We start from the raw sequence: 26,127 nt of genomic DNA, 5'->3' as shown, positions 1-26,127 counted from the left end.
TTAGTAGAAATCTATTAAAGTGGATTCCTGCATCCGCAGGAATGACAGATATTATTAACTTTTAGACTTTTTATTACGTTTTCTCCATTTATTAAATCCAATAGAGGCAATCAAAATAGCCAGAAAAGGAATAAAATAAGAAGTAGCTTTACCTTTTCCACCAACAGTTGTAAAGAAACGCTCCCAACGCGGATTTTTTATACCATCCCAACTCATCCAAATGAAAACGGGTTTTCCAACAACATGGTCAAAAGGCACAAATCCCCAAGCACGAGCATCAATGGAGTTATGACGGTTATCTCCCATCATCCAATAATAATCTTGTTTAAAAGTGTAAGTGTTAGCCACTTCACCATTAATTAAAATTTGATTTCCTTTTACTTGTAATTCGTTACGTTCGTATTCTGAAATCACTCGTTTGTAAAGCGGTAAAACATCTAAATTTAGGTCTATAGTTTTTCCTTTTTCAGGAATATACAGTGGACCAAAGAAATCCCTATTCCAAGAATAATTTGGGTCGTGAGGAAAAATGTCTGAATCTCTTTCGCCTTTGGGTTGCTTATTTGGGGTTATACCGCCAACGTTAGGGTGGTTTTTAAATTTAGATAGGGCTTCGTCAGAAATTGCAGAAAAAAGATATGTGTTATTACTATTAATAATACCAAAACCATCTGTAATATCATAGCGTTTCTTCATGATTTCAGGATTAAATTGATGCGTTTTGGGTTGCACAAGATAACTGAATTGAAGATGTGCTCTGTCTGGTAATACATTTTGCTCACCATTGATGTACACAAAACCATCTCTAACTTCCAAGGAATCACCAGGAATACCAACACAACGTTTTACTAAGTTTGTTTTCTTATCAATAGGCTTGTAATAATTTCTGTCTGGATGGAAATTATTCATATCTAATAGAGTATCCGCAGGTTGGTTAAAAACAACAATATCGTTACGTTCAATCTTTTCAAACCCTGGAATTCTTAAATAGGGTAGTTGCAATTTGTTTATCCAAGAATTACTGCCTTTATGGTCGTCAAACAAATAAGATTTTGTGCCTAATTTAGGTATGGTATCATGTACCATGGGGGCTGCAACGGTTGTCATAGGTACTCTGGCGCCATAATGAAATTTACTTACAAACAGAAAGTCGCCCACCAACAACGATTTTTCTAATGATGATGACGGAATGGTAAACGGTTGCATAAAATAGGTGTGCACAATGGTAGCAGCAACAATAGCAAATAAAATAGAGCTGGTCCATTCACCCGATGATGATTTAGGATTTAAATCACGGTTTTCAACATAGTTTACATCAGCAACATAGTTTAAATAATAGTTGTAAAACCCTAAAGAAACAATGGCTAAAAAGGTATCTGCTATTTTATTTTTGCCAAAGCTTCTGGCGGTTTCTACCCAAACAATCATGAGCATGATTAGGTTTACAATGGGAAGAAATAATAAGATAATCCACCACCATGGACGGTTTATTATTTTCATCAACACAATACCATTATAAATGGGAGCAAAAGCTTCCCAAGCTTGTCTTCCTGCTTTAGTGTAAAGTTTCCAAGTACCTAAACCATGAACAACTTGAATAATTAAAATGAATATAAACCATTGCATTAACGTCATAATCTTAGTTTATTGATAATTGCCTGATGACAATTGATTAATATTTAAGGTTCAAATTTGCAGTTTTTCTAGATGAAATAAAAATTTTGGTTAGTTCAGAAGCTTCATTTAACAAAGATTTACAAATTATCAATTCTAAGTTTTTACAGCCCTAACACATCTTTCATTGAAAAAACCCCTGTTTTTCCAACAAGCCATTCGGCGGCTACAACAGCCCCCAGCGCAAACCCCTGCCTGTTATGGGCTATATGTTCAATATTAATAGTGTCAACTTCGCTGGCGTAATTTACAGAATGTGTTCCTGGAACATCTTCAATGCGTTTGGCAGCAATAGGAATAGTACTTTTTTTATTTGTAGTATCTAATTCCCAAGCATTATAGTTGTTGTTGTTTTCAATGACACCCTCTGCCAATGTAATAGCTGTTCCACTAGGTGCATCTAATTTTTTGGTATGATGAATTTCCTCCATGGTCACTTGGTACTCTTTTAAATTACGCATCATTTTTGCTAGTGTTTTATTTAGCTCAAAAAAAATGTTAACTCCTAAACTAAAGTTAGAGGCATAAATAAAAGCACCCTTTTTTTCTTTGCAAAGTGCTAAAGCTTTATCATAATTTTCTAACCATCCTGTAGTCCCAGAAACCACAGGTACTCCATTGTTGAGGCAATTGGTAATATTGCCAAATGCTGCAGAGGGTAAACTAAAATCTATGGCAACATCAGCCTTTGTTATATCATAGTCTTTGTCGTCTTTATCAATTTTAAGAACAACATCATGCCCTCGGCTAATTGCTATTTTCTCTATGGTTTGCCCCATGCGTCCGTATCCTAATAAAGCAATTTTCATTTTGTACTATTTTATATTGTTAGATGTCCATTATGGACTAGAATTTTAAATTTAAGGTTAGTCCAACATTACTTTTTGCATCAAACTCATTGAACCTGTAATGCGGTGCCAAAGATAAGTTTTCATCTACATTATATTGCAATAAATGAGCATCAACATTGGCGTCAATAATATTTAAAGCATATAAACCAAGCGTAACTAAGAGCGATATTTCTTTATTCCTTCGGTAAAATTTCTGTCCACGCTCCAATCCTTGGGTGGTTACTCTGGGAGATGATAGTTGGTTACCGTTAGAATCAAAATAAAACTCATCATCAGTAAAACCAGCTAATCGTCTTTTGTAGGCATCTCGGTAACGGTTGTATTCTTTATTATTGGTGCTGTAAAAGTAAATACCAGTACCTAAAGCTCCATAAACAAGGGGGATTTTCCAGTATTTTTTGTTGTAAGCTTGACCTAAACCTGGTAAAATAGCCGAATAAAAAGCAGCTTTTGCAGGTGATAGAGGGTTAATGGGCTCTCTAGTGAGCACGGTATCTATTACTATTTCTTTTGGAAGTTTTTTGCGTTTTGTTTTTTTCTCTTTTTCTTGAGCGACTACCGAAAAACAAAATAATAAGGCAAATACACTTAATATTAGCGATTTATTTAGCACCCTGAATTAATTTTTTAATACGATTAAAGTCTTCTTCTGAATGAAAGGGAATGGTTATTTTTCCTTTTCCATTTTTAGAGACTTTAACGTCAATTTTGTGCCCAAAGTATTCTGAAAATACACTAACCCCTTTTTTAATATATTTAGGAGTCTCTACAGTACTTTCTTTTGAAGGAACTTGAACCTCTTTAGAGGTATTGAAGTTTCTAATTAAGTTTTCGGTAGCTCTAACAGAAAGTTCATTTTCTAACACTTTTTCGTAAATATCAAGTTGAGAAGCTTGGTCCTCAATTGCAATGAGTGCTCTACCATGACCCATAGAAATAAAACCATCACGCATACCAGTTTGAATGATAGGGTCCAATTTTAAAAGTCTGAGGTAGTTTGTAATTGTTGAACGCTTTTTACCTACACGCTCACTTAATTGTTCCTGTGTTAGTTGTATTTCATCAATTAATCGCTGATAGGATAATGCAATTTCAATGGGGTCTAAGTCCTGACGTTGAATATTTTCAACTAAGGCCATTTCAAGAGACTCCTGGTCGTTTGCTATTCTTACATAAGCAGGAATAGTTTCTAAACCAATCAGTTTTGAGGCTCTAAAACGACGCTCTCCAGAAACCAATTGGTACTTGTTGAAACCTAATTTCCTTACTGTGATAGGTTGAATGATACCCAATTCTTTAATGCTGGTTGCCAGTTCTTGCAAGGATTCCTCACTAAAATTGGTTCTAGGTTGAAACGGATTAACCTCTATAAAATCTAAATCGAGTTCAATAATATTACCAATAACTTTATCGGCATCTTTATCCTGAACCGATTGTATATCGTTATCTGGATCTTTCAAAAGTGCTGATAAGCCTCTACCTAAAGCTTGTTTCTTGGTTGCTTTGGCCATTTTTAAGCGTTTTTATTGATAATTTCGTTTGCCAAACTTAAGTAATTGTTAGCACCTTTGCTACTGGCATCATAATTAATTATGCTTTCACCATAGCTGGGGGCTTCACTTAAACGTACATTTCTTTGAATAATGGTTTGAAAAACCATATTATTAAAATGTTTTTGAACTTCTTCAACCACTTGGTTAGACAAACGCAGACGCGAATCATACATAGTTAATAATAAACCTTCTATATCTAAATCTTGATTGTGTATTTTTTGAACACTTTTGATAGTGTTGAGTAATTTCCCTAAACCTTCCAAAGCAAAATATTCACATTGTATTGGAATGATAACTGCATCAGCAGCTGTTAAGGCATTAAGGGTTAATAAACCTAATGATGGTGCACAATCTATTAAAATATAATCATATTCATCTTTGATTGGTTCAATAGCTGTTTTTAGCATATACTCACGAGACTCTTTATCAACCAGTTCAATTTCAATAGCAACCAAGTCTATATGAGCAGGAATAATATCAAGATTTGGAGTTTCGGTTTTTACAATAGCTTCTTTGGCAGAATTAGAGTGTTCTAAAAGCTGATATGTTCCTACTTCTACAGTCTCAACATCAACACCTATTCCAGAAGTAGCATTGGCTTGCGGGTCAGCATCAATTAATAATACTTTTTTCTCTAAAACACCTAGGGATGCTGCTAAATTGATAGATGTTGTTGTCTTTCCTACGCCACCTTTTTGATTAGCAATTGCTATGATTTTACCCATTAAATGATTTGGTTTATTAAGTGGTAAAAATACGATTATTTATGAGTAATAAAAACGTAACTTGTTAACAGTGTTACAAAAATTATGATACTTATATTCAATCGACAATTTTTAAAAGAAATGTTTTATTTCTGGCTAGAACTCGATGGTTTTTCTTTGTGTTCTTGTATAGAGTTTTCCTCCTTGAGAACATTGTCAAAAACATCTTTTGTTTGTACTATTCTTAAGGGCATTTCACAAACATCACAAATACCATTTCTTGAATATGTTTTACCCGGTTCACAATCCATGGGGCAGCTATATTGAGGTTCAAGTTCTATGGCTTCATCAGTACTTTTTGGCATAAAATCTGGTGAGCCACTTCTAACAGAATGAAACATAGGGATAAGCATCATAATAATTGCAATAAGAATAATTACAATAAGAATAATTAAGATGGTTTTCTTTTTTCTCAAAAGATGTAAGGTTTAATTATCAATTAAGATCTCTAAAATTTTTATGGCGGCTTCACTTATTTTAGTTCCAGGACCAAAAACTGCAATAGCTCCAGCATCAAATAAAAATTGATAATCTTGTTTTGGGATGACGCCACCAACTATAACCATAATATCATCCCGACCGTATTTTTTTAGCTCTTCGATAACCTGAGGAACCAGTGTTTTATGACCTGCGGCCAAAGAGGATACGCCCAAAATGTGAACATCATTTTCCACGGCTTGTTTAGCGGCTTCTTGTGGTGTTTGAAATAATGGTCCGATATCTACATCAAAGCCAACATCGGCGTAACCAGTGGCAACCACTTTGGCTCCACGATCATGACCATCTTGACCCATTTTAGCAATCATGATACGCGGACGTCTTCCATCCTGTTCTGTAAATATATCAGCTAATTCCTGTGCTCTTTTGAATGATTTGTCTTCTTTCACTTCTTTGCTATAAACACCCGAAAACGATTTGATTTGAGCCTTGTAACGCCCAAAAACTTCCTCAAGCGCATCACTAATTTCTCCTAAGGTAGCTCGCTCTCTAGCAGCTTCAATAGCTAAAGCTAATAAATTCTTGTTTCCTTGCAAAAGGGAATCTTTAGAATCTCGCCATTCTTTAGCAGCTTCTGTTAATTTTAAAAGTGTTGCTTTTACTTTTTCAGAATTTCTTTTTGCTTTTATTTGCTGAAGACTCTCAATTTGTTGATTTCTTACAGTTTGGTTATCAATTTCTAACGTCGAAATAGGAGCTTCTTCTTCTAGCCCGTATTTGTTTACACCTATTATTATATCTTTGCCTGAATCAATCCTAGCCTGTTTCCTTGCAGCGGTTTCTTCAATACGCATTTTTGGGATTCCTGCTTCAATGGCTTTGGTCATGCCACCGTGAGCTTCAATTTCTTCAATCAGTAACCAGGCTTTTTGCGCAATATCATGAGTTAGTTTTTCTACATAATAGCTTCCTGCCCAAGGGTCTACGGTTTTAGTAATTTTTGTTTCCTCTTGAAGATATATTTGCGTGTTTCTAGCAATTCTAGCTGAAAAATCGGTTGGTAGAGCAATGGCTTCGTCTAAAGCATTGGTATGCAAACTTTGTGTGCCACCAAATGCCGCGGCAGCAGCTTCAATGGTGGTTCTGGCTACATTGTTAAAGGGGTCTTGTTCTGTTAAACTCCAGCCAGAGGTTTGGCAATGTGTTCTTAACGCCAAAGATTTTGGGTTTTTAGGGTTAAATTGTTTTACCAATTTAGCCCAAAGCATTCTAGCAGCTCGCATTTTGGCAATTTCCATAAAATGGTTCATACCAATAGCCCAAAAGAAGGAAAGACGCGGTGCAAAAGTGTCAATATCCATTCCAATAGCTAATCCTTTTCTGATATATTCCAATCCGTCTGCCAATGTATAAGCTAATTCAATATCACAGGAGGCACCAGCTTCTTGCATGTGATATCCAGAAATACTAATACTATTGAATTTAGGCATATGTTTACTTGTAAATTCAAAAATATCGGATATGATTTTCATGGAAGGCGTTGGTGGGTAAATGTAGGTGTTACGTACCATAAATTCCTTTAGAATATCATTTTGAATGGTACCTGAAAGTTGATGTGGGGTAACACCCTGTTCTTCAGCAGCTACTATATAAAATGCCATAATAGGTAGTACAGCACCATTCATGGTCATAGAGACCGACATCTTATCTAAAGGAATTTGGTTGAAAAGTACCTTCATGTCCTCCACTGAGTCCATGGCTACACCAGCTTTTCCAACATCACCAACAACACGTTCATGGTCACTATCGTAACCTCTATGGGTGGCTAAATCAAAAGCAATAGACAGACCCTTTTGGCCAGCAGCTAAATTACGTCTGTAAAATGCATTGCTTTCTTCAGCTGTTGAGAAACCCGCATATTGCCTAATAGTCCAGGGTCTTCGAACATACATGGTGCTGTATGGACCGCGTAAATAAGGGGCTATTCCTGCAACAAAATCTAAATGCTCTAAACCTTGAATATCATCTTTAGAATATGATGATTTTATATTAATACCTTCAGCAGTAGAAAAACTAGAATTTTCAGTTTTCTTAATCTCTTCAGAAACTTTTATGGTAATATGTTGAATGTTTTTTCTCAAGATTGCTAATTAGTGATTATGTCCAGCATGAGGGTCATTTTGAGAAGGTATATTGTTAAAATCAACGTTTGTTTCTAGTGTTTCTAAATTGACCATCGATAGGTCTACATCAAAAAGCCTCGAATAATATAAGTCAAAGGCTATGTATGATGCTAGATATTTATCGTTAAGTGCATTTCTATATTTACTGGTAAGTGGTGCACCAAAAAGTTTTGGACTTAAGTCGTTTATGGATAAAAGAGCATTAAAAGTAGTTTTTAAATTGTTATCATTTATGTTATTAGCAATACAATCAATTAATGGACTGCTATAATTTAGATGACTTTTAGTGTTTTCTGAATCCCACAACGTTTTGTCTTGTTTTAATGCTTCAAAAACTCTTTTAGTATGAGTAGATACAATACTTTGATAAGGAACTCTGCCTGAAATGGCATTCCTTACAAATTGATTGTACGCCATAGTAAGATTTGGTGTGGCATTCGTGTTCCCTCTGTTTTTTCCATAAAAGTTTAAAATGTCATTTTCAAAAGAATAAAGTGCTTCATGATATAATTTAGTATTTAAATCGTTACATGTTACTGCCACAGGCTTATCAGAGTAATGATACTCTATTTGGACAGTTTTATTTTTACAATTGAATAAAATAAGTATTAGGGTGACTGTTGTAAGCTTTAAAATAGATTTCATTTTAATTTTCATTTTTTAATCGTTGTTGTTCTAAATTTTCTGATAATCGTTTTTCTAATATTGGTTCAATTAATGTTTTTCGTTTGTTGGTTTTTAAAAATGGATACAATTCTAACTGATCATTCATTTTATCCTTTTCATTGGGGTATTTATTGGAGCCTAAAAGAACTTCTTTTCCTGTATTAAACTGTTCTTGTTCTTTGTTGGCACTTTCCTTTATTTTTCGTTGAATAGTGCCATCCTTTAACTGATTTAAAAAGCCACCATTAGTTTCAATATTTTTGAATAATTCTAATGCTTTTTCTGCTAACTGATGGGTAATAGATTCTATATAATAGGCACCATCTGCAGGATTGTTAACCTTGTTAAAATAGCTTTCATGCTTTAGTATTAACAACTGATTTCTTGCTATCCTATCTCCAAATTCATTGCGCTTACGGTAAAGTGTATCGTAAGGTAAATTACTTATAGTATTGGCGCCACCTAAGATAGCACTCATACATTCGGTTGTTGTGCGTAACATATTGGTGTTGTGGTCATAAAGGGTTTTATTACGCTTTGTTGGTGTTGCAAAAATCTGGCATTCTGTATTCATTTGATATTCCGCAGCCAATGTATGCCAAAGCAAACGTAAGGCTCTAATCTTGGCTATTTCAAAGAAATAATTAGTGCCGATTGACACATTGAAAATTGCGTTAAATGATTGCTCATTATCCAATCTATTTAAATATTCATTAGCATGTGCTAAGCCATACGCTAATTGCTGTACAGTAATAGCTCCTGCATTTTGGTAAAGGCATGTGTCAATGCTAAATAATTGGGTTAGATTTACTATGGTTTCAAATTTTGAAAAGTCTATGTTTAAATTTTTAAACCAATTACCGTTTTTAGCTATGTTTCCAATAATATCGCTGTTTATATAGATTTTTCCTTTTTCTGAAAAAGAGGCTATTTTTTTTACAAAATCTGGTGATAAAAATTGTAGTTCGAAATAGATAGGGGTGGATGATACATCAATATTTTCTAATAATAATTTAATTGAAATATCTTCTGAAGGAATAATAAACTTAATACTTTCAGCTCCTCTGCTTAGAGATTCTTGAGCTTTTAGGTTGGAATTTTTGACATTGGCTACAAAAATAGTTTCGCAGATATTCCACTCTTTAGCTTTGGTTTTTGAGGGCATTGGGGGCTCATCAAAATCATCAGAATGGTAAAAAGGTTTAACCGAAATATCATCATTTGTCTTCCAAACAAGTGCTTGATTGTAATCAGCCCCTTTTAAATCGAACTGGATTTTTTGTTTCCACTGCTTTGCTGATACTGAATCAAATTCGCTAAACAAGCGTTTACTCATTCTTTTTAAGTTTTAAACTGTCTTCGTATTCAATTATAAAGATTTCCTCGTTTTCACGCTTCATATAATATTCTTCACGTGCAAACTTTTCTAAGCCTTCCTCTGTACTTAGTTTTTTAATTTCTTTATTGTCTTTTTCTATTTCTTTTTGATAATATTTTTTTTCAGCTTCTAAATCGTTAATTTCAGAATTTAATTCATGATGAATTAGCCAAGAATTAGCATCGAAAAATAACATCCACACAACAAATGCCACCAAAATGAGAATAAAAATATTCCTAAAAGGTTTAAAAAATTTATGTTTAAAAAGGCTCATTATAACTTCTCATTAATTATGGTTCTAACAATATCTACCGCTACCGTATTGTATTTATTGTTGGGTATTATGATATCTGCATATTCTTTCATGGGCTCAATGAATTGATCATGCATAGGTTTTAAGGTGTTTTGATAGCGTGTTAAAACCTCGTCTAAATCTCTGCCGCGTTCAGCAATATCCCTTTTCAATCGTCTAATTAAACGTTCATCAGAATCGGCATGAACAAAAATTTTTATATCGAACATGGTTCTTAATTCAGGATTGGTAAGAATTAAAATACCCTCAACAATCATGACTTTTCTTGGATGCGTTAAAATGGTGTCTCCAGTTCTATTGTGGTTAACAAATGAATAAACAGGTTGCTGTATAGGTTTATTTTTTTTAAGTTTTTTGAGATGTGTCTCTAATAGTTCGAAATCTATAGAACGCGGATGGTCAAAATTAATGTTTGCCCGTTCATCATAAGTTAAATGCGATGTGTCTTTATAATAGGAATCTTGAGAAATAATACCAACTTCTCCTTCGGGTAATTCGTTTAAAATTTGATTCACAACAGTGGTCTTGCCACAACCAGTACCGCCTGCAATTCCTATGATGAGCATAAAGTTGAAGTTTAAAAGGCTTCTTACAAAGTTACTTAAAACCGTAAGTATTTAATAAGAAAAACACTATTTTTTAACCTTTGAAACTTCTTCCTCGGTAACGATGTCATCATTTTTATTGCCCCAGGAATTGGTGATATAATTCATCACATCAGCCACTTCGTCATCGCTTAAACCCAAAGGTGTCATTGCACCATTATATTTAAATCCGTTTACTGTAATTTCTCCTTCCTGACCAAATTTAATACCTCTAATACTAGCCGTTCTATTTTGTTTTAAATAGTCTGAATTTGCTAGAGGAGGATACACATTTTCTACCCCTTTGCCATTGGGCATATGACAATTTACACAAAAATCTGTATAAATTTCTTGTCCTCTTTCAATACTCTCTTTTAAATTGTTCTGAGCCTTAATGGTATTTGCTAAAAGGAAAGTTATTATTACAGGTAGATAAATTTTATTCATTTTACTTGTTATTCTTTTACAATTTTATAGATGCCTTTACCTTCAATAGAAAAATAGATATACCCATCTGGACTTTGAATGACATTTCTGTATTTACCTGGGGCTATACCCTCAAAAAGTTTTTCTCGTTTTACAACGTTGTTATTTTCTATTACCAATCGCTCAAGATATTTAAACTTTAACGAACAAACCAATAAGTTACCTTGCCATTCGGGATAATTTTTAGAATTCACAAAGGTCATTCCGCAAGGAGCTATAGATGGTACCCAGTAAAATAAAGGTTGTTCCATACCCTCTTTTTCCGTTATATCTGTAAAGGTGGTGCCATTATAGTTTATACCATAAGAAATAACAGGCCAACCGTAATTTTTACCCTTTTCAATGATGTTAATCTCGTCACCGCCTTGCGGACCATGTTCATTAACCCAAATTGCTCCGGTAAACGGATTTTTAATCATGCCTTGAGGGTTTCTGTGTCCATAACTAAAAATAGCTGTTTTTGCATTATCTATATCTACAAAAGGATTGTCTTGAGGAATACTTCCGTCGTCATTTAACCTGTAAATTTTTCCACAATCTCTAGTAATATCTTGTGGGTTTAGGTCTCGGTTTCCTCTATCACCAACAGAAAAATATAGATAGCCTTCATTATCAAACTCAATTCTTGAGCCCCAGTGCTGTCCTTTTTTGGTATTGGGTTCTGCTTTGTAAAGTATTTCTTTGTTAATTAGCTTGTTGTCACTTAGCTTAGCTCTCATTAGGCAAGTATTACCTCCATCATTTTCACCTTCAGATGATGCAAAAGTCATATAAACCCAACCATTATTGTTGTAATCTGGGTGTAATTTTATATCCATAAAACCACCCTGACCCCTTACATAAACTTCAGGAGGACCTTCAATATTTATTTTTTCACCATCTTTAAAATGAATGAGCTTTCCTGCTTTTTCAGTAATCAACATACTTCCGTCAGGTAAGAAAGTCATACCCCAAGGAATGTTTAAATCAGGAACTACCAATTGAGTTGTATAATTGATATTTAATGGATCTTCGGCTTTTACTTCAGATTCATTTTGTTGTGCACAGGCAAAACAAGTGGTAAAAACGATAGCGAACAGAATGTAAAACTTTTTCATAGTTTAAAAGTGTAATTTAAATTAATTCCCGCATAGTAATTAACCGGATTACCTGGATAATAATATCTAGGGGGAGTATTGCCAAAACTTGATGCGTTAATCAGAATTTGAGAGGCATAATGGCTATCAAAGATATTATTTAAACCTATAAAAAAGTTTCCTTTTAGGTTTTTATTAAGATTTTTTTTGAAGCCAATTTTACAATTAGTCAAATTATAACTTTCTGAATACAAGCTATTACTATCTGTAATAGGGATTTGACCTACGTGTTGAAAATTAAGGTTACCATAAATACCTAATTTTGAATCAAAATCTAGGATCGCATTAAAAACCTCCGAAGGTACCCCCGTTAAATCATTGCCGGAGTAATTGTTATTGTCATCTATAAATGTTTTGAACTTGTAATTGTTCACGGTGAAATTTGTTGAGGCATTAATTTGAAAAGAGGCTTTTGAAACTAAGCTGAAGTTTAAACTAGCTTCTAAGCCATCATGTTGTGTCTCACCAGCATTGATGCCTATAAACTGATCTTCAGAAGTTCTTCTGGCCACGAGGAGGTTTTTGATGTTTAATCGATATATTGAAACGTTGTATTGTAAACGATTATTAAGTAAAGAACCTCTTGTGCCTATCTCAAAGTTCCATCCTGTTTCAGGCTTTAAATTGGTATTAATCTGTCCGTTTGGTAATAGGGTTTCTTCCAAAGAAATAGGGGAGAAGCCATGACTTAAACTAATAAAAGCGCTATTGTTTTTTGTTAACTCTTGCAAAACCCCAAACTTAGGAGATAAAATACTTTTGTACTTGAAACTTCCAGATTGGTCCGGGTTATTTTCTGATACCTCAAACCTATCCTTTAAATCATACCATGTCTTGTTCAGATTCATTCCAAAGGAAAGGGTAGTTTTTTTTGAAACGTTGTAGTTGCTTTCAAAAAACAGATTGTAATACCTTCTATTTTCCTTAAAATCGGATAGCTTATTTCCCTTTACGCTACCTACATCTGGAGGAAAGTTTTGATATAAATTTTCAAAAGTTTTATGAGTTCTGTTATCTCTAAATATTTCACCCCCAATGGTCCATTCTAATGGTCTTTCAAGAAATTTTGAGTTGCCAATAATCCGACTCCTTAAACCTAGGGCAACTTCTTTTTCAGAGAGAATATTAAAAGGTCTGGGTTCATAACCATTTTTAAATGAAAGAAACACACTTGTTGCTTGTTCCAAGCTAGAAGTATGTTGGTGTTTCCATGATAACCCAAAAATTCCTCTTTGGGTATCTTCAAAACCTTTAGCTCTATCCCATGTAAAAGCCGCGGTGGTAGGATTGTTTAAAAAATCATTTTCGTTCAAAGAACTGGGTATAAATGCTTTTAAGTCAACAAAACTGGCAAGAAAGGAAAGTTCATTCTTGTCTTTTATATAATGATTAGAGCTTAGAGTGAATGTCTCTCTGTTATAATCATTATTATCTCTATAACCATCACTATGTGTATTGCTATAAATTGCCTTAAAACTACTTTTTTTAGAACTCAAGTTTAAGTCTGTTAAATTCTTAATTAAGCCAAATGAACCCATAGTGAATTCATTATTTATGGCTTGTTTACTGAAAGTTCCTTGTTTGGGAATTAAATGAATGGTACCTCCCAAACCAGCACCATAAATACTTGAAATGGCTCCCTTGATGATTTCTAATCGGGATATGGCTCCTAACTCAAAATCATCAATATTAGTTTCTCCGCTACCATTGGTAAGTGGTATATCCTTAAAGTATGCTCTAATCTTTGAGGTGCCAAATAGGTTTCTAGAGCCTATGCCTCTTATGGTAATGCGATTTGTGTTTAAAGCGCCATTTTGCATGAAAACACCAGGGGTTCTATTTAAAACAAAAGCTATATCTGTATTATTGGCTAATTGAATATCTTTAGATGAAATTATATCAATAGAGGTGGTTGCGTATTTTAGTTTTTTTGGGATATGATTACTATTGATGAAAACCTCGTTTAGTTGAGAAGGATTTATTCTTAATTGGATTAGGTAGTATTGCTTATCTTCTAAAGTAACTAACTGTTCATGATACCCCTCTTTTTTAAAAAGATAAGTACCAGTTTTGTTAAGTTGAAAAGTTCCGTCTGAATTAGATATTGAAGTTTTTTGAGTGCTGTAGTTTGTTATAGAAACATTATTTAAAGGAATGTTATTATCCGCATCGACAATTTTTACTAAAAATTTGGACTGTCCAAAAAGATTTGAAAAGCTAACTAAGAAAAAAACAAGAAATCCCTTTTTAATAATGTGCACAAACAGTTCTAATAAAAGTAAAGTTCTAAAATAGATATTTTACTGATAAATTCAGAAGAAATTATTTGATAATAATACGGAGTATTGTTTAAAAAAAGTATATTTGCATCCCATTACAATTTCGGGGTGTAGCGTAGCCCGGTCATCGCGCCTGCTTTGGGAGCAGGAGGTCGCAGGTTCGAATCCTGCCACCCCGACAGAATATGTCAATTAGAAATTAATAACCTCGTAAATCATAAGATTTACGAGGTTTTATGTTTTTTAAATTATTCATTTTCTTAATAAGAATTTATGTCACTTCACCGTGTTTTGTTAGTTGATTATGATAGTGAGTGAAGATTGTATTGTCCATTATAAAAGGAATCTATAGTAAGATTTGATGTTTTAGGAAATACCTCTTACCATGTGTTTGTAATAAGTAACTTATGGTCGGGTAAAAACTCTTAATAATTATAATCCATCTATGACTAAACTAACAAGATGGATTATTTACTTCTAAAAGTTTATAATTTTATACTTTATTTGATAAGTTATTGTTAGTGTATCTCTAGAGATGCATTAAATTCAAATGCTGGTTTACAAAAAAAATACTCATTAAAAATGAAATCTACTTAATTGGTATTTATATTATTATTTCCTGATGAATACTGTTAAAGCATTTTTTAACTATTTGTAGAAGTTGTTTGTCGAAATAATAACTACTCCATAACCTATATGGGTTAATTTTACCATGAGATTTACTTTAACTTATATCTAGATGAATTTAGAAAATATCCGTTATAAAAAACCAGGAACTTTTGAAGAAACACGTTTTGAAAAAATTCATAATGTTATTTTCAAAGATTCCACAGAACCTTCTGTTCTAATTGCTCATGAAATTGCAAATTTAATCAAAGAAAAAGAAGCTAAGCGTAAACCATGTGTTCTGGGTTTAGCTACTGGATCCTCTCCAATAAAAGTCTACGAAGAATTAGTGCGTTTGCACAAAGAAGAAGGGCTTAGTTTTGCAAATGTAATTACTTTTAATCTTGACGAATACTATCCCATGGATAAAAGTAATATTCAAAGTTATTTCTATTTCATGCATGAGCATTTATTTAACCATGTGGACATATTACCCCAAAATATTAATATACCAGATGGTAAAGTAAGTGCTGATGATTTATACCAATATTGCATAGATTATGAGATGAAGATAAAATCAGTTGGCGGACTAGACTTCCAACTTTTAGGAATTGGCAGAACGGGGCATATTGGATTTAATGAACCGGGGTCACATTTTAATTCGGGCACTAGAAGTATTACTCTAGATCATATTACCAGAGTTGATGCAGCCCCAGCTTTTCTTGGTATTGACAATGTTCCCAGAAAAGCCATTACTATGGGTATTGGAACAGTCATGGGTGCTAAACGCATAGTATTACTTTCTTGGGGTAATAATAAAGCAGAAATTGTACAAAAGACAATCGAGGGTGATATCACTTCTGAAGTGCCAGCAACTTATTTGCAAAATCATAAGAATACCACTTTTATATTAGACGAAGGGGCTGCAACAGAGTTAACTCGGGTAAAAACACCTTGGTTGGTAACCTCCTGTAATTGGGATGAGTCGCTTAAACTAAAAGCTGTTGTTTGGCTTTCTGAATTGCTAAATAAATCAATTTTAAAACTCACAGATTCAGATTATAACAACAATGGGATGTCTGGTTTACTTACAGAAGAGGGAACAGCTTATGATTTGAATATAAAAATGTTTAATAGATTACAACATACAATTACAGGTTGGCCTGGTGGAAAACCTAATGCTGATGATTCAAACAGACCCGAACGAGCAGTACCCGAACGTAAGCGTATCATTATATTTAGCCCTCATCCAGATGATGATGTCATTTCTATGGGAGGGACTTTTGATAGATTAGTAGAACAAGGACATGATGTGCATGTAGCGTATCAAACTTCAGGAAATATTGCTGTTTCTGATGAGGAAGCTTTAAAATTTGCTGAAATCACTCAGTCACTTTGCCCAAACTGTGATGAAACTCAAAGCATCATCAATTTCTTTAGAATAAAAACCGATAACGATATTGATTCTGAAAAAGTAAGAAAACTTAAAGGCTTGATTAGAAGAAATGAATCGTTAGCAGCGACGAGGTATTTAGGTTTAAATGATAAAAATGTACATTTTTTAGATTTACCTTTTTATGAAACAGGTACTATAAAAAAGAATAATATTGGCTCTGAGGATGTAGCTATTATGAAAGATTTAATAGATAAAATAAAACCACATCAAATTTATGCTGCTGGTGATTTAGCAGACCCTCATGGTACTCATAAAGTATGTCTAGATGCTTTATTTTTGTCTATAGAAGCATTAAAACACAACAATTACATGAATGATTGTTGGGTATGGCTTTACCGAGGAGCGTGGCATGAATGGGAATCCTATCAAATAGAAATGGCAGTTCCAATGAGTCCAGATCAGGTGCTTAAAAAGCGACATGCCATTTTTTACCATCAATCACAAAAAGATGGTGTTATGTTTCAAGGAGATGATTCAAGAGAATTCTGGGTTAGAGCCGAAGATAGAAACCGGCTAACAGCAAAAAAATATAACGATTTAGGATTGGCTGATTATGCAGCTATTGAAGCTTTTAAAAGATATTATTTTTAAAAGTTAATTAGCCTTGTGAGTGAGTATTTTTTCTTTTACCTTTTCGAGGTATGACCTACCTATGGTGTAACGAACGCCTTCAATTTCAATACTATTACCTTCAATAACATCAATCTTGTCTATTGCAACGGTATATGATCTATGAATTCTAATAAAATCACTATCGGGCAGTAAATTTGTGAAATCAGCTAAAGTACTGTGAATGATATGTTTGCCGGTTGAAGTGTTTATTTTTAAGTAATCTTTTAAACACTCTATAACAAGAATTTCATCCAAATAAACTTTCTTCATTTTCTTTTTATCAATTTTTATAAAAAGATGAGAACGAGAGTTTTGAGCAGTTTGCTGCGTTCTAACATCTAGTCTTCTGTTAACCTTATTTAATGCCTTCATAAATCTAGGGAACTCAATAGGTTTTACAAGGTAGTCAAGGACATCAAGTTCATAAGATTGAATAGCAAATTCGTCATAAGCTGTAGTGACAATGAGTAAAGGTGGTTTTTCTAAGCTTTTAATAAAGCTAAGACCGTCTAAAACAGGCATGTTTATATCCAAGAAAATAAGATCAACAGTGTTGCTTTTCAAGAAGTTTAATCCATCTACCGCATTATTAAAAGTGTTACATAATTCAATTCCTTCAATTTGTTCTAAATAGTTTTTTATAACATTTATTGCTAACGGCTCGTCATCTATGATTAAACACTTAATGTTCATGATACTCTAATTTTAAGTTTTGCGTAAAATGTATTGTTTAACTCTTCTAGCTTTAGGCTATAATCATTTTTCTTATAACCTAGGGCAAGTCTTTTTCTAACATTTTTTAAACCAATACCTCCAGAGTAACTAACATGATTTTCCTGATTAATTATTGAAGGCATTGGATTCGAAACCGTAAAGTAAAGAAAGTTTTCTTTAATTTCGAAAGTTATGTCTACTTTAGTATTGCCTATATTTTTGTTAACTCCATGTTTAAAGGCGTTTTCAATGAATGATAATAGTAAAATGGGAGCAATTTTTTTATCTTGGATGTCACCTGAAATAGACATGTTAACTTCAAGAGAATCATCATGACGTACTTTTTCTAAATCTAAATAATTCTGGATACATAAAATTTCGTTTTCTAAAGTTTGCCTTTTTTGTTTGGTTTCATACAAAAGATAGCGCATGAGCTCAGATAATTTCAGTATGATTTTTGAGGTTTTATTAGATTTTTCTAATGCTAAAGAATGAATATTATTAAGCGTGTTAAAAAAGAAATGAGGAGATATTTGAGTTTTTAGAAAAAGCAATTCTGTTTCTAGGTTGGCTTTTTCAAGGTCGGTAACTCTTTTGTGTTCTTCCAGGAAGTCAAATGTTATTTTTATAGCAGCAACAAAAGTGACAACGTATAATTCACCAATCATCATATCTATAGCGTAACTTAAAGTAAAATTACTTGTTGCAGCTGGTCCTTCTGGCCATACATTTGAACTTACCAAATAATAAGTAAGATTAAACTTTACTATTACCGTTAAAAATATAGTTGTAAGTAGTGCTATTATGAAAAAAAAATATTTTTTTTTGAAAATTAAATTTGGAATCAACACATAAATAGTTAGATAGCAGGTTATCATATGTAGCGGGAACCCAATTATGTTAGTTTTTAGAGAATAGGTAAAGTCATTAAAGTATGTTCCCCATCTCCAAGTATTTAATGAGAAATAAGCTGTCCAAAAAAGAACATGATGTAAAAGAGATATTTTATATCTGTGGTTTGAATTAAAAGTTATTTTTTTTAATGATTTCATGTGGATTGATTTTTTTTGGTGTTTAGCTTAGATTATATGTTATCCGTCTAAATTTATTTGGGAGAATGATAAAATTATGAATTTTTACATTAATCCATTTATTTATGAAATATAAAATACCATGTTTGTTTTTAGTATTTTTAATTTTTTCTTGCGAGAATAAAAGTAAAGATTATTCTAAAAACAATCACACACCAGAGTTAATTAGCATAGTAGACCCTTTTATTGGTACTGGAGGTCATGGGCATACATACCCAGGAGCTACAATACCATTTGGTATGTTACAAGTAACCCCCGTAAACGGTATTACTGCTTGGGATTGGTGTTCGGGCTATCACTACACAGATTCCTTAGCTATTGGGTTTAGTCACTTAGCACTAAGCGGAACAGGTATTGGGGATTTGGCCGATTTATTGCTAATGCCTGTAAATAAAGAGGTTGATCTGTTGCCTACACCAAAAGATAGAGATAGTCTAAACTATAAATCAAAATACAGCCATAAAAATGAGAATGCTTCTCCAGGGTATTACCAAGTCTATCTCGAAGACCATAACATTGATGTAGAATTAACAACCTCTCAGAGAACAGCCTATCATAAATATACCTTTAAAGAAGGAGATTTACAATCGGTTGTAGTAGATTTGGGATTTTCCATTAATTGGGATAAGCCAACAGAAACAGCAATTAATATTGAAGATAACAACACTGTAACAGGTTATAGATTCAGTACGGGATGGGCCAAAAACCAAAAAGTGTTTTTTGTGGCTAAATTTTCAAAACCTATCAAAAATTATAACTTATATGTTGATGGAAGTTTAATAGAAAATAATTTAGCTGAAGGACAAAAAACAGCAACGCAGTTGGTTTTTAATAATCAAAACACTAATGAGCTTTTTGTTAAAGTAGCACTATCTTCAGTAAGCATAGAAAATGCTAAAAATAATTTAGAATCAGGTGATTTTGATTTCAAAGCAACCAAGCAAAGTGCAGAACATACTTGGGAAACGTCACTACAAAAAATACAAGTTGAAACACCTATAGATTCATTAAAAACCATATTCTACACAGCATTGTATCATAGTCAGTTAGCACCAGTTACTTTTAGTGATGCCAATGGAGCATTTAGAATAGAGAATGATAGTGTAGCCATTGCCCAAAATTATACTGCTTATTCTACATTATCACTTTGGGATACGTTTAGAGCAGAGCACCCACTCCTTACTTTAATAGGTAGAGATAAGGTAGCTGATTTTATCAATTCCATGTTGGCTTATTATGAAACTCGTAACATTTTGCCTGTATGGACATTGTATGGTAATGAAACCAACACTATGACTGGATATCATTCCATACCTGTTATTGTAGAAGCCTATTTGAAAGGCATTCGTGGTTTTGATGCTGAAAGCGCTTTCGAGGCAATGAAAACAACCATGATGCAAGATGAAAGAGGCTTAGAGCATTATAAGAGGTTTGGTTACATTCCTTATGAATTGTTGGATGAATCGGTCACAATTACTTTAGAATATGCTTACAATGATTGGTGTGTAGCGCAAATGGCTAAGGTACTAGGAAAAGATAACGACTATAATTTCTTTATAAAACGTTCAAAAGCATATCAATATTTATTTGACAATGACTCAGGGTTTATGCGGGGGAAGTCACAAGATGGTAAATCATGGAATGAACCTTTCGATCCTAAATATTCAAATCATAGAGAACATACCGATTATACAGAAGGTAATGCATGGCAGCACAGTTGGTTTGTGCCACATGCCGTTGAAGATTTTATTGCTATGCATGGCGGCAATGAAATTTTTACTTCCAGATTAGAACAACTTTTTACAGAAAGCTCCAATATTACGGGAGATAATGTTTCTGTTGATATCTCGGGGCTTATCGGCCAGTATGCACACGGTAATGAGCCTAGTCACCATATTGCTTATATGTTTAATAAGGCCAATAAACCATGGCGCACACAGTTTTGGGTGAACCATATTTTGAACACTCAGTATAACACTACCCCAAATGGTTTAAGTGGTAATGAAGACTGCGGACAAATGAGTGCTTGGTATGTTTTTAGCGCTATGGGGTTATACCCCATGAATCCCGCATCTGCTACCTATGAAATTGGTAGCCCTATTTTTGAAAAAACAACAATTCGATTAGAAAATAATAAAACATTTGTTATTGAGGCTATAAATGTTTCAAAAGAAAATATCTATATACAATCAGCTACCTTAAATAACAAAAATTTTAATAGAACAATCATCTCTCATGAACAAATTATGAATGGAGGAACACTAAAATTTATTATGGGGCCAAAGCCGAATAAAAGTTGGGGTTTAAAAAAATGATTTATGAATGCAGTTGATGTAACAATAATTGGAATATACATAGCGCTAACTCTTGGTGTAGGGATTTGGATATCTAAAAGAGCATCTAAAGGTTTAGATTCTTACTTCTTGGGGGGAAATAGTATAAAATGGTATTATTTGGGGCTAAGCAACGGCTCTGGAATGTTTGATGTTTCTGGTACCGCATGGATGGTTGGAATACTATTTCTATATGGGGTAAAAAGCTTTATGTTTATGTGGATGTGGCCTATTTTTAATCAGATTTTTGTCATGGTGTTTCTGGCCGCATGGATAAGACGCTCTAATATTATGACAGGCTCTGAATGGATTCTAACACGTTTTGGAGATGATAAAGCAGGTAGAGCATCTCACCTTATTGTTGCCATATTTGCTATTGTAGCATCGGTAGGTTTTATTGCCTATTTTTTTGAAGGTGTTGGTAAATTCTTAACCATTATTTTACCATGGGACTTGGCGGTAGAACTTAATAATTCAATCCTCTTATCATCAGACCAAAGCTATGCACTAATAATCATTTTATTAACAACAATTTACACTGTAAAAGGTGGAATGTTCTCTGTTGTAGCTACAGAGGTATTACAATATGGTATTATGGTTTTAGCTGGTATTTTAATAGCTACTTACACCTTTGTTTCAATATCAGATGTCCAACTTGAAACTATAATTTCGAAAGAATGGGGTAATGTGTTTTTTGGTTGGGAACTTGATGGTTTTTGGGATGGAAAGTATGAGGCATTCAATAACCTTATAGATACTCAGGGCTATAAAATGTTTGGTGCTTTTATTGGTATGTCTTTGTTTAAAGGTTTTTTTGCAAGTATCGCAGGTCCAACCCCAAGTTATGATATGCAACGTATACTTTCCACAAGGTCTGTAAAAGAAGCGGCCTATATGAGTGGATTTACTAATTTAGTATTGTTCATTCCTAGATATTTACTTATTGCAGGGATTGTTATTTTAGGTCTGGTTTTTATTGCGCCAGAAATGTCTATATCAAATTCTTTATCTACAAATGATTTAGAAATAATTCTTCCTAAGGTTATCAACTATCATGTGCCAGTTGGTATTAAAGGTGTACTCTTAGCTGGTCTTTTGGCAGCTTTTATGTCAACATTTTCCGCTTTTGTAAATTCAGGGCCTGCTTATATTGTAAATGATATTTATAAAAAATATTTCAAGCCAGAGGCCTCACCAAAACATTATATTAGAGCAAGCCACCTAGCGTCTTTTGGTATTGTTATTTTAGGTGTCATTATGGGCTTTTTTGCAGATTCAATAAATTCCATTACACTATGGATAACCAGTGCGTTATATGGTGGATACGTGGCGGCTAATCTATTAAAGTGGATTTGGTGGCGTTTCAATGGATGGGGCTATTTTTGGGGAATGGCTGCCGGACTTTTGGTTGCAACCCTTCAATTTGTTTTAGAGCAAAATCAGAATAACTTCCAAGTTGGGTCTGTTATGCATGATGCAGCAACATTACCAGCTATTTATGCTTTTCCTATTATACTTTTGATATCACTATTAGGAGCGTTTTTAGGTACTTTTTTAACAGCACCAACAGATATGAACACCCTAAAAAGTTTCTATACAAATGTTAGACCTTGGGGTTGGTGGAACCCAGTTTTTAAAACAATTGAGAAAACCAATCCAGTTTTTAAGAAAAATAAAGATTTTCCAATAGATATGTTTAACTGTATCATTGGTATTGCTTGGCAATCCAGTATGATATTGTTGCCTATTTATTTTATGGTTAGAGATTATACAAATATGTTTTGCGTTTTGGCACTGTTTGTAGTAACTTCTGTGATTTTGAAGTTTACTTGGTTAGATAAAGTAAGGAAGTATAAAAATTAATTGAAAAAGATGGATCGAATTCCTTGGGAAGAAAGACCTAAAGGGTCAAAAGATGTAGTATGGCGTTATAGCCAAAACCCTATTATTAATCGTGACGCCATTCCAACATCTAACAGCGTTTTTAATAGTGCTGTAGTACCATTTAAAGATGGTTTCGCAGGAGTTTTTAGGTGCGACAATAAGGCTGTGCAAATGAATATTTTTGCAGGTTTTAGTGATGATGGTATCAACTGGAAAATTAATGATAATCCCATAAATTTTAAAGCACACGATAAAGGTCAAGTACTTGGAGATTATAAATACGACCCAAGAGTAGTTTTTTTAGAAGACCGCTACTGGATTACTTGGTGCGAAGGTCATAATGGTCCCACTATCGGTATTGGCTACACCTTCGATTTTAAGGAATTCTTTCAATGCGAAAGTGCCTTTTTACCTTTCAATAGAAATGGGGTATTGTTACCTCAAAAAATAGATGGGAAATATGCCATGATGAGTCGCCCAAGCGATAATGGCCACACGCCTTTTGGAGATATCTACATGAGTTACAGCCCCGACATGAAATACTGGGGAGAACACAGGCACATGATGTCGCCTACATCTTTTAAAGATAGTGCGTGGCAGTGTACAAAAATAGGCGCAGGCTCCGTTCCTTTTTTAACAGATGAAGGCTGGCTGATGTTTTATCATGGGGTGATAAATACCTGTAATGGCTTTAGGTACGCCATGGGCTCCACAATTTTAGATACAGACCAACCACATATCGTAAAGTACAGAACACAACCTTATTTACTAACTCCTTCTGAAATTTATGAGCAAGTTGGAGATGTGTCTAATGTAATATTTCCCTGTGCTTCGTTGCAAGATTTAGAAAACGATAAGGTTACTATTTTTTATGGCGCTGCCGATACTGTTGTAGCAATAGCCTTTGGGTACATTAGCGAAATACTCAACTTTACTAAAAATAATAGTATCATTTAAATGAAGTTATTTTATGTGTTATTGGATACGTTTAAGATGAAAGGCTTATGTTATATGAGCCTTTTTCTTCTCACACACCCTTATAATATGTCAGCTCAATTTTCATATAAAGCACCTAGAACTTACATAGCTAAATATACCGATGTAGTTCCAACCATAGATGGTATAGCCAATGAGGCATCGTGGGAAAGTGTAGCTTTTTCAGATTACTTCATAGACATTGAAGGTTTAAAACAACCAAAGTTTAAAACGCAAATGAAAATGCTTTGGGACAAAGATTATATCTACATTTTTGCTCAATTGGAAGAACCTCATGTATGGGGAACATTAAAAAAAAGGGATACCATCATTTTTCATAATAACGATTTTGAAATTTTTATCGACCCCGATGGCGATGCCCATAATTATTACGAATTTGAGTTCAATACATTAAATACATTATGGGATTTATTCATAACCAGACCTTACCGAGACGGTGCCATCACCATTAATGATTATAATGCCACTAATATAAAATCGGCGGTTCATGTTAGCGGCACTTTAAATGATCCTAGCGATGTCGACAAAGGTTGGAGTATTGAAATAGCAATGCCTCTAAGTGCTTTTAAAACCTCCTATTTTGAAAACATCAATTTATCAGATACCTTTTGGAGAATCAATTTTTCTAGGGTTAATTGGGATTTTCAACTGGACAATGGAACTTACCAAAGAAGAACGAATGAAAAAGGAGAACATTTGCCAGAATATAATTGGGTTTGGTCACCACAGGGTGTTGTAGCCATGCACCAACCAGAAACTTGGGGCTATGTGTATTTTACAGAGGAAATGGAAGACCAAAGTTTTTCCATTCCCGAAGATGAGCATATAAAGTGGTATCTATTTGAATTGCACAATGCTTTAAAAAACAAAATTATCGATATCGAAAAGGTTGGTAGGCAAAAGGAAATTTTGAATAAAACAATAACTCCGCAATTTGATAGCCATAAGACAGGTTATAACATTTGGGTTGAAAGTCCTTTTACAAAAAAAACAATCATTATCAACCAGCATGGTAAAATCATGGTAAAATAGTTTAAATATGAAACAGTTCAATCAATTACTTATTATTGTTTTTCTAGTAACCATATCTTGTTCACAAGAAAAAAAAGAAATCAAAACTGCCATAGAGGAAAATCCTAGCTCGCTTTTTAAATATTGGGCTTGGTATGGTGCGGGTTCCAATGTTGCAGATAGTATTCACAGCAATCAATTTAAAAAATATGCTAGTTCCGGTATTGATGCCGTACTTATTGATACTAGGGCAGATGCCGATTATTTATCTAAAATTGCACCACTAGCCATTAAGGAAGGTTTGGAAGTACATGCTTGGATGTTTACTATGAACAGACCCGGAGATACAACCGCTTTAAAACATCCCGATTGGTATATGGTTAGCCGAAGCGGAAAATCGTGTTTTGACGATCGGCCTTATGTAGATTACTATCAATGGCTGTCTCCAAGTCATCCCGAAGCGCGAGCACACATTTGGAGTTTGGTCGAAGGTTTGGCGAAGGTTGAAGGGATTAAAAGTGTTCATCTAGATTATATTAGGTATCCTGATGTGTTCCTTCCCGTGGGCTTATTGCCAAAATATAATTTAGTACAGAATGAAGAATTACCAGATTTTGATTTTGACTATTCCAAAGCTTCTGTTGAAAAGTTTCAGAAATTATTCGGTAAAGATATCACGAAGGCCGAAGTGCCTGCCATAGATATCGAGTGGAAACAATTCAGACTCAACGAAATTAAAGCGGTTGTAGATGGCGCCTACGATATAGCCCACAAATACGGTAAAGACCTAACCGCCGCGGTATTTCCCTATCCTGAAATGGCAGACCACATGGTACGCCAGCGTTGGGACAAATGGAATATTGATGCAGTGCTGCCTATGATTTACAATAATTTTTATAATGAAGGTTTAGATTGGATTGAATTCGCCTCTAAGCAGGGACTTTCTGATTTAAAAGCAAAACAAACACAATTGCACACGGGCTTGTATTTACCTGAAATGACGGATGATGAATTGGTAAGGGCCATTAATATTGTCAAACAATCAGGAGCCTCAGGAGTGGCTTTTTTTGCTATTCAAGACTCCCATTTTGAAGTTATCAAAGCATCTCAATAATACTT

General features: G+C 33.9%; 22 protein-coding genes and 1 tRNA gene. 7 read left to right on the top strand and 16 right to left on the bottom strand.

Annotated features, from left to right (window positions below; genetic code table 11):
- Positions 1–54 precede the first annotated feature (54 nt).
- The 14 genes from lepB to DFQ02_RS11115 all read right to left on the bottom strand — a co-directional run bounded on the left by lepB (position 55) and on the right by DFQ02_RS11115 (position 14,287).
- A complete protein-coding gene (gene lepB / locus DFQ02_RS11180; protein ID WP_116524520.1) occupies positions 55–1,635 on the bottom strand; it encodes a signal peptidase I in 1,581 nt (526 codons plus the stop codon).
- A 143-nt stretch (positions 1,636–1,778) separates the two neighbouring features.
- The gene (gene dapB, locus DFQ02_RS11175; RefSeq protein WP_116524519.1) at positions 1,779–2,483 is read right to left on the bottom strand and encodes a 4-hydroxy-tetrahydrodipicolinate reductase; all 705 of its coding nucleotides are present in this window, start codon (positions 2,481–2,483) and stop codon (positions 1,779–1,781) included.
- Between the two features lie 37 nt (positions 2,484–2,520).
- Complete coding sequence (locus tag DFQ02_RS11170; protein ID WP_116524518.1) at positions 2,521–3,138, bottom strand: DUF5683 domain-containing protein; 618 nt, start codon at positions 3,136–3,138, stop codon at positions 2,521–2,523.
- Positions 3,128–4,036: a ParB/RepB/Spo0J family partition protein gene (locus DFQ02_RS11165; protein WP_116524517.1), complete on the bottom strand. Its 909-nt coding sequence runs from the start codon at positions 4,034–4,036 to the stop codon at positions 3,128–3,130. Before DFQ02_RS11165 ends, DFQ02_RS11170 begins: the two co-directional genes overlap by 11 nt.
- 2 nt (positions 4,037–4,038) lie before the next feature.
- A complete protein-coding gene (locus DFQ02_RS11160; RefSeq protein ID WP_116524516.1) occupies positions 4,039–4,803 on the bottom strand; it encodes a ParA family protein in 765 nt (254 codons plus the stop codon).
- Between the two features lie 125 nt (positions 4,804–4,928).
- Positions 4,929–5,258, bottom strand: coding sequence for a heavy metal-binding domain-containing protein (locus tag DFQ02_RS11155; RefSeq protein ID WP_116524515.1), 330 nt, complete (start codon positions 5,256–5,258; stop codon positions 4,929–4,931).
- Between the two features lie 12 nt (positions 5,259–5,270).
- Positions 5,271–7,424, bottom strand: a complete 2,154-nt coding sequence (gene scpA / locus DFQ02_RS11150; protein WP_116524514.1) for a methylmalonyl-CoA mutase — start codon at positions 7,422–7,424, stop codon at positions 5,271–5,273.
- 6 nt (positions 7,425–7,430) lie between these two features.
- Positions 7,431–8,108, bottom strand: a complete 678-nt coding sequence (locus DFQ02_RS11145; protein WP_147297763.1) for a hypothetical protein — start codon at positions 8,106–8,108, stop codon at positions 7,431–7,433.
- Between the two features lies 1 nt (position 8,109).
- On the bottom strand, positions 8,110–9,465 hold the full coding sequence (locus DFQ02_RS11140; protein WP_116524512.1) for a methylmalonyl-CoA mutase subunit beta: 1,356 nt from the start codon (positions 9,463–9,465) through the stop codon (positions 8,110–8,112).
- Positions 9,458–9,781, bottom strand: a complete 324-nt coding sequence (locus tag DFQ02_RS11135; RefSeq protein WP_116524511.1) for an FtsB family cell division protein — start codon at positions 9,779–9,781, stop codon at positions 9,458–9,460. The genes DFQ02_RS11140 and DFQ02_RS11135 overlap by 8 nt, the downstream gene beginning before the upstream one ends.
- Entirely contained in the window at positions 9,781–10,386 is a 606-nt protein-coding gene (gene udk, locus DFQ02_RS11130) for a uridine kinase (RefSeq protein ID WP_116524510.1), read from the bottom strand. Before udk ends, DFQ02_RS11135 begins: the two co-directional genes overlap by 1 nt.
- 66 nt (positions 10,387–10,452) lie before the next feature.
- Entirely contained in the window at positions 10,453–10,851 is a 399-nt protein-coding gene (locus DFQ02_RS11125) for a c-type cytochrome (RefSeq protein WP_116524509.1), read from the bottom strand.
- 8 nt (positions 10,852–10,859) lie between these two features.
- Positions 10,860–11,987 carry a PQQ-dependent sugar dehydrogenase gene (locus DFQ02_RS11120; protein ID WP_116524508.1) on the bottom strand — a complete coding sequence of 376 codons (1,128 nt, stop codon included), beginning with the start codon at positions 11,985–11,987 and terminating at the stop codon, positions 10,860–10,862.
- Entirely contained in the window at positions 11,984–14,287 is a 2,304-nt protein-coding gene (locus tag DFQ02_RS11115; RefSeq protein ID WP_245940255.1) for a TonB-dependent receptor domain-containing protein, read from the bottom strand. Before DFQ02_RS11115 ends, DFQ02_RS11120 begins: the two co-directional genes overlap by 4 nt.
- Before the next feature lie 122 nt (positions 14,288–14,409).
- Between DFQ02_RS11115 and DFQ02_RS11110 the strand changes: the two genes are divergently transcribed.
- Positions 14,410–14,484: transfer RNA gene (locus DFQ02_RS11110), tRNA-Pro, on the top strand.
- 560 nt (positions 14,485–15,044) lie between these two features.
- The gene (gene nagB, locus DFQ02_RS11105; RefSeq protein WP_116524507.1) at positions 15,045–16,958 is read left to right on the top strand and encodes a glucosamine-6-phosphate deaminase; all 1,914 of its coding nucleotides are present in this window, start codon (positions 15,045–15,047) and stop codon (positions 16,956–16,958) included.
- 3 nt (positions 16,959–16,961) lie between these two features.
- Here nagB and DFQ02_RS11100 read toward each other — a convergent pair whose 3' ends face one another.
- Positions 16,962–17,672: a LytR/AlgR family response regulator transcription factor gene (locus DFQ02_RS11100; protein WP_116524506.1), complete on the bottom strand. Its 711-nt coding sequence runs from the start codon at positions 17,670–17,672 to the stop codon at positions 16,962–16,964.
- Complete coding sequence (locus DFQ02_RS11095; protein ID WP_116524505.1) at positions 17,669–18,745, bottom strand: sensor histidine kinase; 1,077 nt, start codon at positions 18,743–18,745, stop codon at positions 17,669–17,671. The genes DFQ02_RS11100 and DFQ02_RS11095 overlap by 4 nt, the downstream gene beginning before the upstream one ends.
- 104 nt (positions 18,746–18,849) lie before the next feature.
- On the opposite strand from DFQ02_RS11095, the gene DFQ02_RS11090 reads away from it, so the two are divergent.
- The 5 genes from DFQ02_RS11090 (at position 18,850) to DFQ02_RS11070 (ending at position 26,122) form a co-directional block, all read left to right on the top strand.
- A complete protein-coding gene (locus tag DFQ02_RS11090) occupies positions 18,850–21,099 on the top strand; it encodes a GH92 family glycosyl hydrolase (RefSeq protein ID WP_116524504.1) in 2,250 nt (749 codons plus the stop codon).
- A 3-nt stretch (positions 21,100–21,102) separates the two neighbouring features.
- Complete coding sequence (locus DFQ02_RS11085) at positions 21,103–22,980, top strand: sodium:solute symporter family protein (RefSeq protein ID WP_116524503.1); 1,878 nt, start codon at positions 21,103–21,105, stop codon at positions 22,978–22,980.
- 9 nt (positions 22,981–22,989) lie between these two features.
- Positions 22,990–23,958 carry a glycoside hydrolase family 130 protein gene (locus tag DFQ02_RS11080; protein WP_116524606.1) on the top strand — a complete coding sequence of 323 codons (969 nt, stop codon included), beginning with the start codon at positions 22,990–22,992 and terminating at the stop codon, positions 23,956–23,958.
- Positions 23,959–24,045: 87 nt separating this feature from the next.
- On the top strand, positions 24,046–25,029 hold the full coding sequence (locus DFQ02_RS11075; protein WP_245940254.1) for a carbohydrate-binding family 9-like protein: 984 nt from the start codon (positions 24,046–24,048) through the stop codon (positions 25,027–25,029).
- 7 nt (positions 25,030–25,036) lie between these two features.
- Positions 25,037–26,122, top strand: coding sequence for a family 10 glycosylhydrolase (locus DFQ02_RS11070; RefSeq protein ID WP_116524502.1), 1,086 nt, complete (start codon positions 25,037–25,039; stop codon positions 26,120–26,122).
- Positions 26,123–26,127: the final 5 nt, after the last annotated feature.

Origin of the sequence: Seonamhaeicola aphaedonensis (genome assembly GCF_003386195.1) — a bacterium.
In the GTDB taxonomy this organism is placed as follows: domain Bacteria; phylum Bacteroidota; class Bacteroidia; order Flavobacteriales; family Flavobacteriaceae; genus Seonamhaeicola; species Seonamhaeicola aphaedonensis.
The sequence above is the reverse complement of the archived record's forward strand: the minus strand, read 5'-3'. Positions and strand labels throughout refer to the sequence as shown.